The sequence below is a fragment of the Microcystis sp. M53603_WE2 genome (genome assembly GCF_030065435.1).
This window is the reverse complement of record NZ_JASJFF010000267.1, coordinates 1-1,113: the sequence shown is the minus strand read 5'-3', so window position 1 is coordinate 1,113 and position 1,113 is coordinate 1. Positions and strand designations below refer to the sequence as shown.

At 42.9% G+C, this 1,113-nt stretch carries 2 protein-coding genes; one reads left to right on the top strand and one right to left on the bottom strand.

Annotated features, from left to right (window positions below; translation table 11 throughout):
- Window positions 1-48: 48 nt before the first annotated feature.
- Complete coding sequence (mutT, locus tag PX481_RS05850; RefSeq protein ID WP_052278199.1) at window positions 49-471, bottom strand: 8-oxo-dGTP diphosphatase MutT; 423 nt, start codon at window positions 469-471, stop codon at window positions 49-51.
- Between the two features lie 103 nt (window positions 472-574).
- Between mutT and PX481_RS05845 the strand changes: the two genes are divergently transcribed.
- Window positions 575-898: a 30S ribosomal protein PSRP-3 gene (locus tag PX481_RS05845; RefSeq protein WP_002760450.1), complete on the top strand. Its 324-nt coding sequence runs from the start codon at window positions 575-577 to the stop codon at window positions 896-898.
- Window positions 899-1,113: the final 215 nt, after the last annotated feature.

Here is a 1,113-nt window from a genome sequence, read left to right as displayed (position 1 = left end):
CTTGACGAATAGAAGGATTAAGCATAATCACTCGACGATTAACAGCAATCATTTCGAGTTTACCATGTCTTTTAAGGCTCTGATAATCTCTTGATTGGCCGCGGGGAAAGTGTAATGATCTAGTTCCTCGATAGTTACCCAGCGGATTTCTTCACATTCGATCGCTCTTGCTTGGCCGCTGAGATAACGACAGTTATATACTTGTAGATTAACCCGAAAATGACTATAGGTGTGATCGATGGTGATTAAATGACTATCCACTGCGATTTCAATGCCAATTTCTTCTAATACCTCCCGTTTAATACATTCTTGTACCGTTTCATTGCCTTCGATTTTGCCACCGGGGAATTCCCAAAAACCGCCCAAGAGTCCCTTGGCTAGACGGCGATCAATTAAAATTAAATCTCGATCATCTCTAATTACGGCCACACCGATTTGTTTACAGGGTAAAGAGTCTGTTTCTGGAATCATAGCGGTTATTAGCGAAAAAACAGCAAAAAATAGTTAAAAACTGACTGCGGAAAATTGAGTCAAAAGATGATATAATCGAGAATTGTACGATTAACGATTAACAATGACAGTCAGTTCCGAATCAAAGTTTATTTTAAAAGTATTGTGGTTAGATCAGAACGTAGCGATCGCTGTGGATCAGGTGGTCGGCAAAGGAACTAGCCCCCTCACCGCTTATTTTTTCTGGCCGCGCAATGATGCTTGGCAACAACTGCAAGAGGAGTTAGAAGCAAAACACTGGATTGATGAGTCCGATCGCGTTGATGTTCTCAACAAAGCCACAGAAGTAATTAATTTTTGGCAAGAGTTACGCAATCAAGGCCGACAAATCCCCATGGCCGATGCACAGTTAAAATTCCCCGAAGTTGTGTTTAGTGGTAGCAATTAATTTATCGAAAAAATCGGGTCTAAAACCTCGCCTTAAGGCGAAAAGTTTTTGGAGCGGGGCATAAATCCCCGTTACAAAAACGGCCTCCTGCCCCCTGCCTCCGCTAAGTCCGACTACTTAGGGTTTGCTGAAAAAGTTTTTCCTAGGGGCAGGGTGTAGGGTGTGGGGTGTGGGGTGTGGGGTTTTACCGATTTTGAGGGGGTCAATTACCTAAT

Excerpts from the sequence above, each read along its gene's own strand:
- PX481_RS05845 (WP_002760450.1), top strand. The coding sequence starts at position 575 with ATGACAGTCAGTTCCGAATCAAAGTTTATTTTAAAAGTATTGTGGTTA.
- mutT (WP_052278199.1), bottom strand. The coding sequence starts at position 471 with ATGATTCCAGAAACAGACTCTTTACCCTGTAAACAAATCGGTGTGGCC.